This is a genomic window from Legionella sp. km772, assembly GCF_003989735.1.
Classification (GTDB): Bacteria; Pseudomonadota; Gammaproteobacteria; order Legionellales; family Legionellaceae; genus Legionella.
Genome location: NZ_RZGQ01000165.1, coordinates 1 through 6,177, shown reverse-complemented (window position 1 = coordinate 6,177; position 6,177 = coordinate 1). Strand labels below are relative to the sequence as shown.

The window sequence follows — 6,177 nt, the reverse complement described above, 5'->3', positions numbered from 1 at the left end:
ATCAAATAATCACTATAAAGATCAAGCATATCCATTTAATTCCCTCCCTAAAATTAAGGGCGGAATTCTAATGCTTTTTAGTCAAACTACAAGTTTATGTGCGTAACATGAGTAATTTATCTAAACAGTAAATGCTTTTGTAGTGCAGAGTCAATCCGCTTATTATTTTACTAGGTTAAAGAGATTAAGGGAGGAGCGATGTCAATAGATAGTGCAAAAATTAACTATAAATAAAAGCTATAGAGCACTCAGGAAAAGTAGAGTTTCCTAAAGGGGCGCAAGAACCATTATTAACTTATTATACCTCCTTTATATACCTATGCTAAAAAATATTAAGTATTCATCTTTTTGAAAGTGGGCTTTACTAAAAACTCACTCATGAGTAATTAGGCCACCCTCTGTGCTGACTAGGCGTGTTAGCGGAATGAACTTATATGCAATATTATTAAGTTCAATGATACTTTTTGTATAATTATAAGTATTTGATTGCTCAATACCTTCTAATATGTTATAAATGTCGGGCTAAAATTCACACACATTCCGGCACATACGATAGGGTCCCTTGCGGGTTTCATATGGGGGATGTGGAGGCATAACCCTGGAGAAATAATATGAGTAAAGTTAGTATGCGCGAAATGCTTGAAGCTGGCGCACATTTTGGTCACAGAACTCGTTTCTGGAACCCTAAAATGGGTGAATATATTTTCGGTTCAAGAAATAAAATTCACATCATTAACCTTGAAAAAACCATGCCGATGTTAAACGACGTAGTGAACTACGTAGGTCGTTTAGCTGCTAATAAGGCAAAGATTCTATTCGTTGGAACTAAAAGAGCTGCGCAAGACAGTATTCGTGAACACGCGAAGCGTTGCGGCATGCCTTATGTTGATCACCGTTGGTTAGGCGGTATGTTAACTAACTATAAAACTGTTCGTCAGTCCATTTTCCGTTTGAAAGAATTAAAAGAGATGAAAGAAAAAGGCCTCTTTAACGATATGATTAAAAAAGAAGCTTTAATGTTATCTCGTGAACTTGAAAAATTAGAGCGCGGTTTAGGTGGTATCGAAAACATGGGTGGTTTACCTGATGCTCTTTTTGTTGTTGATGTTGGTTTCGAGCATATTGCTGTTGAAGAAGCCCGTCGCTTAAAGATTCCAGTCATTGGTGTTGTTGATACCAACAACAGCCCAGACAACATTGATTATGTTATTCCTGGAAACGATGATTCTATGCGTGCTGTAGATATCTATGTACGTTGTGTTGCTGATGCCATTTTAGATGGTAAAAACAGCAATACTGTCGGTAGCATGTCCGCTGATTCTGAGTTTGTTGAAGTATCTTCTGATACTGAAAAAGCTGGGGAATAATTACTATTAAATGAAGGGGGCGAATAATCTTGCCCCCTTTTTGCTATGTGGAGAAAAGATAATGTCAACAATTAGTGCTGGATTAGTAATGCAATTGCGCGAGCGTACTGGCGCAGGTATGATGGAATGCAAAAAATTTCTTATAGCAACTAACGGCGATATTGAAGAAGCAATAATGGAAATGCGCAAAGCGGGTCAAGCTAAGGCAGATAAAAAAGCTGACCGTGTTGCCGCTGAGGGAGTGATTGTTATTGCTCGAACTGCTGATGAATCTAGAGCTGTAATGATTGAAATCAACAGCGAAACTGACTTCGTTGCTCGTGATGCGAACTTCACAGGCTTTGCTGACAGCGTTGTTCAAGCTGCACTAAATACCACAACCACTGATGTTAACGAATTAGCTAACCAACAACTTCATGACGGTTCTACTATCGAACAAGCAAGACAACAATTAGTGGCTAAAATTGGTGAAAACATCAAGTTACGTCGTGTAGCACATTTAAGTTGCGAAGGCGGCGTTGTTGGTTACTACTTACATGGTTCTCGCATTGGGGTTATGGTTGCGGTTAAAAACGGTAGTGAAGCCTTAGCAAAAGACATCGCAATGCACATCGCTGCAAGCAAGCCAATGGTTGTTAGCCGTGATCAAGTATCTGCTGAAGCTATTGAAAACGAAAGAGAAGTCTTCACTGCCCAAGCTAAAGAAAGTGGCAAGCCTCAAGATATTATTGATAAAATGATTGAAGGCCGTATTAATAAGTTTGTTGATGAAGTAAGTCTATTAGGTCAGCCTTTTGTTAAAGATCCAAACACCAAAGTGGGTCAACTATTAAAAGAGAAAAATGCTGAAGTTGTATCCTTTATCCGTTTTGAAGTGGGTGAAGGTATAGAGAAGAAAGAAGATAACTTTGTTGAAGAAGTGATGGCTCAGGTTCGTTCATGATGAGTGATAATCACCCGAAATTAAAATACAAACGAATCTTGCTGAAATACAGTGGCGAAGCCCTTATGGGTAAGTCACAGTTCGGTATTGATCCCGCTGTTCTTGATCGTATGGCTCAAGAAGTGGCTGAGTTGATCAATATGGGGGTAGAAGTAGGATTGGTACTTGGGGGTGGTAATCTATTTCGTGGTAAGGCATTGTTTCAAGCCGGTGTTGGTCGCGTAACTGGCGACCACATGGGGATGTTAGCAACTGTAATGAATGCTTTAGCCATGCGTGATGCTTTAGAGCGTATTGATTTACCCGCACGGATTATGTCTGCAATTCCTATGCTAGGCGTTGTTGATTCATACCATCGGCGTAAAGCAATTACTCACTTACGCAATGGGCAAGTTGTTATTTTTGCTGCAGGAACAGGTAATCCCTTTTTTACTACGGATACAGCGGCATGCTTACGCGCAATTGAAATTGGCGCTGATGTGGTTTTGAAAGCAACAAAAGTAGATGGTGTTTATTCCGCTGATCCTATTAAAAATCCCGATGCTGAGCGCTATGATTACTTAACCTATAAAGAAGTATTAACCAAAGGTTTAGAAGTAATGGATTCTACTGCAATTTGTTTATGCCAAGATCAAGGGATGCCTTTACAAGTCTATGATATGATGGCACCTAATGCATTAAAACGTATTGTTGTAGGTGATCGCGTAGGAACCATAGTTGGAGCGAGTCATGATCAATGAAATTAAACAAGATGCTGAAAAAAGAATGAAGAAAACAATCGAGTCTTTGCAAATAGACATGGCAAAGGTTCGTACAGGAAGAGCAAGTGCCGGCTTCTTGGATCATGTGCAAGTAGATTATTACGGCACATTAACCCCCTTAACACAAGTGGCTAGTATTACAACTAGTGACTCTAGAACCTTGTTGGTTACTCCTTGGGAAAAGTCAATGGTTGCAGCTGTCGAAAAGGCAATCCTAACTTCTGACCTTGGCTTAAATCCTGCTACAGCTGGATCGGCGATTCGTGTTCCAATGCCTGCTTTAACCGAAGAGCGTCGTAAGGAATTAATTAAAGTAGTTCGTAATGAAGGGGAACAATCAAAAGTTTCAATTCGTAATATCCGTCGTGATGCGAACTCTCAATTAAAAGATTTAGTAAAAGACAAATCAATTTCCGAAGATGATGAGCGTCGTGCGATTGAAGTAATCCAGAAATTAACTGACAAATACATTGCTGAAGTTGACGCAGTATTGGCAGTAAAAGAAAAAGATTTAATGGAAATTTAAGTTTATTGCTCTTTTCTTATCACAAAAGCCCGGATCTAGGCTAGACCTAATCCGGGCTTTTTGCTTGTTGGATAAGCCCTATCTCGTTTTACCCAAGCTAGCTTACTATTTATAACCGTTAATAGAGATAAACCTTAAAGGCAAAAATTCTTCCTACCAGCTATACTTTGCAGTAAAACTTAAAACCAAGAAACCTATGATAAAGGAATTGCAAAATGCATTGGGGCAAGTACTTCTTGGAAAGGATGAAGTAATTCGCTTAGGCTTGAGTTGTTTATTAGCCAATGGTCATTTACTGCTGGAAGATTTACCAGGCATGGGTAAAACAACTTTTAGTCATGCTTTGGCTATGCTCACCGGAATGCGCTATCGACGCATCCAGTTTACTAGTGATCTATTACCCAGTGATTTGCTGGGGGTATCAATTTATGACTCTGAACTAAAAAAATTTCAATTTCATCGAGGACCGTTATTTTCTCAATTGATTTTGGCCGATGAAATTAATCGTGCGACCCCCAAAACCCAAAGTGCTTTATTGGAGGCGATGGAAGAAAAGCAGGTGACCACTGATACTGGAACCCTAGCTTTACCTAATCCTTTTTTTGTTATAGCTACTCAGAATCCATCGCATCATATTGGCACTTATCCTTTGCCCGAGTCGCAACTAGATCGCTTTCTTATGCGTCTAGAAATTGGTTATCCTAGTCCTGATGCGGAACGCGTTCTTTTAAAGTCACCCAGACTCCATGATGATATAAGCAAATTGACGTCGATAATAAACTCAGAACAATTAATTGAATTGCAGCTACAAGTCCAAAAGGTCAGTGTTTCTGAGCTTATACTCAATTACGTGCAATCTTTGCTTTCTACTAGTCGTGACCAAGGCTGGTTTTATCATGGGCTTAGTCCCCGGGCTGGTTTAGGTATTATTAGAGCTGCTCAGGCCTATGCTGGAACAGATGAGCGTGTATTTGTTCGTCCTGATGATGTGCAAGCAATTCTAGCTGCGGTAGTCAATCATCGTTTAGTGATTAAAAAGTCTGCCTCAGCCTTGTCACCTGCCGACTTATTAATGAATGCTGTTGAGGTTCCAGTGTGATTAGGCAAATTAAAAATGCAGGTTATCATTTTTGGGTAAATTGGGCCAAAAAACGTATTAAAAAGGATAATCCACAAATCTTAAATCCCAAGACAGTTTATATTCTACCCTCTGGCTTTGGTTGGATTTATAGTATATTAGTACTCTCTCTATTTACTGGAGCTATTAATTATCAAATAAGTACTATTTTTCTGATGACTTTTTTGCTTGCTGTCGTTGGCTTGATTAGCGCTTGGGAAACTCATACTAATCTCGATGGAATGAGTATTCAATTTGTCTCAATTGAAGATGCTCAACAAGGCAGTGCTGCTCAACTCAAACTCTTCATTCAACCCCAACAAAAAGTTAGTTTTGCTATAGAGTTTGAGGTAAATGAGCAGACTAAAGTTCGGGTTGAAAAAATACCCAGTCAGGGGTTATCGATTATTTTACCTATTGAAACGAATGCACGAGGTTATTTTTCCTTACCACGAATTATTGTTTCCACTCAATTCCCCTTGGGTATTTTCAGAGCATGGAGCTATGTCTATTTTGAGGTGGATTATTATGTTTATCCTCAACCGATAGATCCTGGTTTTTTCCCTATACCAGCTGCCCATCCAGATAATAAAAACCAAATAAGCCCAGGAGAAGACGAATTATATGATTTGCAACAAGTAGATAATCCTTGGGTGCAACCGAATCGCATTGCGTGGAAAATTGCGGCGAAAGAACAAGGTTGGTATTTAAAAACTATGGGAAACAGTAGGGGAGAATACTGGTTATTCCGGTTGAATGATTTACCAAAGGGTGATCTGGAAACTAAACTAGGACAGATGAGCTATTGGCTCTATGCTGCTGAAGCAAAGGGCGGGGCATATGCGATGGAGTTAGGTCACATACCCCCTTGTTTTTCCCAAGGTGAGGAGCATTTAAAATCTTTGCTACGCCAACTGGCGATTTACTCATGAATGGCACCCTTTTCTTACCGCAGTGGTTTTCTACCATGCGCTATGCCTTATTCGTAACAGCATTTTGTTATTTACCTTATTTGACTTGCGCTCCATGGTGGTTACTTCTTTTTTTGGTATTAAGCATCCTTTATCGCCTAATGAGTTATTATTATGGGATGAAGCCCGTAGCTCGAAGTATTCGTTTTACGCTAATTATTCTTAGTTTAATCTTCTTAAAAGCACAATATGGTAGCATCATCTCAAGTAATTTCTATATTGGATTTTTGCTGTTGTTTATTGGGTTGAAAATTATTGAAATTCATAATGAAAGGGACTTAAAAGTTCTCGTTTTATGTAATTTTTATTTAATTTTTTCAGCTTTAATAATGATCCAAGAGCTTTGGATTGTCAGCTATTTATTAATAGCTATTTTAGCTAGGTCCGGGGATCTGGAACAAAATTCAGGAAAAATAAGAGCTATTCCCGGTTTGTTAGTTCATTCACCTTACTCTCAGAATGGCTTATCCACAAGTCCATAGGCCAGGAGAG

General features: G+C 39.1%; 7 protein-coding genes. All 7 read left to right on the top strand.

The features are described from left to right. Nucleotides 1–611 precede the first annotated feature (611 nt). Nucleotides 612–1,367 carry a 30S ribosomal protein S2 gene (gene rpsB / locus ELY15_RS12800; RefSeq protein ID WP_127100648.1) on the top strand — a complete coding sequence of 252 codons (756 nt, stop codon included), beginning with the start codon at nt 612–614 and terminating at the stop codon, nt 1,365–1,367. Between the two features lie 61 nt (nt 1,368–1,428). Beyond that, on the top strand, nt 1,429–2,310 hold the full coding sequence (gene tsf, locus ELY15_RS12795) for a translation elongation factor Ts (protein ID WP_127100646.1): 882 nt from the start codon (nt 1,429–1,431) through the stop codon (nt 2,308–2,310). Beyond that, entirely contained in the window at nt 2,307–3,050 is a 744-nt protein-coding gene (gene pyrH / locus ELY15_RS12790; protein ID WP_127100644.1) for a UMP kinase, read from the top strand. Before tsf ends, pyrH begins: the two co-directional genes overlap by 4 nt. After that, nucleotides 3,040–3,597: a ribosome recycling factor gene (gene frr / locus ELY15_RS12785; protein ID WP_127100642.1), complete on the top strand. Its 558-nt coding sequence runs from the start codon at nt 3,040–3,042 to the stop codon at nt 3,595–3,597. The genes pyrH and frr overlap by 11 nt, the downstream gene beginning before the upstream one ends. 196 nt (nt 3,598–3,793) lie before the next feature. Further along, nucleotides 3,794–4,696: a MoxR family ATPase gene (locus tag ELY15_RS12780; RefSeq protein WP_127100640.1), complete on the top strand. Its 903-nt coding sequence runs from the start codon at nt 3,794–3,796 to the stop codon at nt 4,694–4,696. Further along, nucleotides 4,693–5,646: a hypothetical protein gene (locus ELY15_RS12775; protein ID WP_127100638.1), complete on the top strand. Its 954-nt coding sequence runs from the start codon at nt 4,693–4,695 to the stop codon at nt 5,644–5,646. Before ELY15_RS12780 ends, ELY15_RS12775 begins: the two co-directional genes overlap by 4 nt. Next, nucleotides 5,643–6,167 (top strand): DUF3488 domain-containing protein, encoded by a 525-nt coding sequence (locus ELY15_RS12770; protein ID WP_233586730.1) that lies wholly within the window; start codon nt 5,643–5,645, stop codon nt 6,165–6,167. Before ELY15_RS12775 ends, ELY15_RS12770 begins: the two co-directional genes overlap by 4 nt. The last annotated feature ends 10 nt before the right edge of the window (nt 6,168–6,177 follow it).